The organism is Streptomyces atroolivaceus, from assembly GCF_000717025.1.
In the GTDB taxonomy this organism is placed as follows: domain Bacteria; phylum Actinomycetota; class Actinomycetes; order Streptomycetales; family Streptomycetaceae; genus Streptomyces; species Streptomyces atroolivaceus.
In genome coordinates this window covers 1-253 of sequence record NZ_JNXG01000086.1, presented here as the reverse complement: position 1 = coordinate 253, position 253 = coordinate 1, and the positions used below count along the sequence as shown (strand labels likewise).

Genomic DNA, 253 nt, shown 5'->3' with positions numbered 1-253 from the left:
CATGTTCTGGAATCCGCCGACCGCCTTCGACAAGTCGCTCTTCGACAAGATCGTCGGCGCGCATCAGGGTCCTGACGGTGAACCGCTGCTCCGGTTCAGCCCCGGGAACGAGCACGCCCAGCTCACCCGGCCCGCGCCGCTCAGGACCGGTGAGGTCAACTCCTACACGGCTCGGCATGCGTACGGGATGCCGGAGAAGGCTTTCAAGGGGTTCCGTGATCTGGCGCGGGACAGGAACGTGGTCATCGACGTT

General features: G+C 64.8%; 1 protein-coding gene. It reads left to right on the top strand.

Annotated features, from left to right (window positions below; translation table 11 throughout):
* Window positions 1–253: hypothetical protein (locus OO67_RS35525; protein ID WP_033305967.1), on the top strand; the 253-nt coding region annotated here is incomplete at both ends.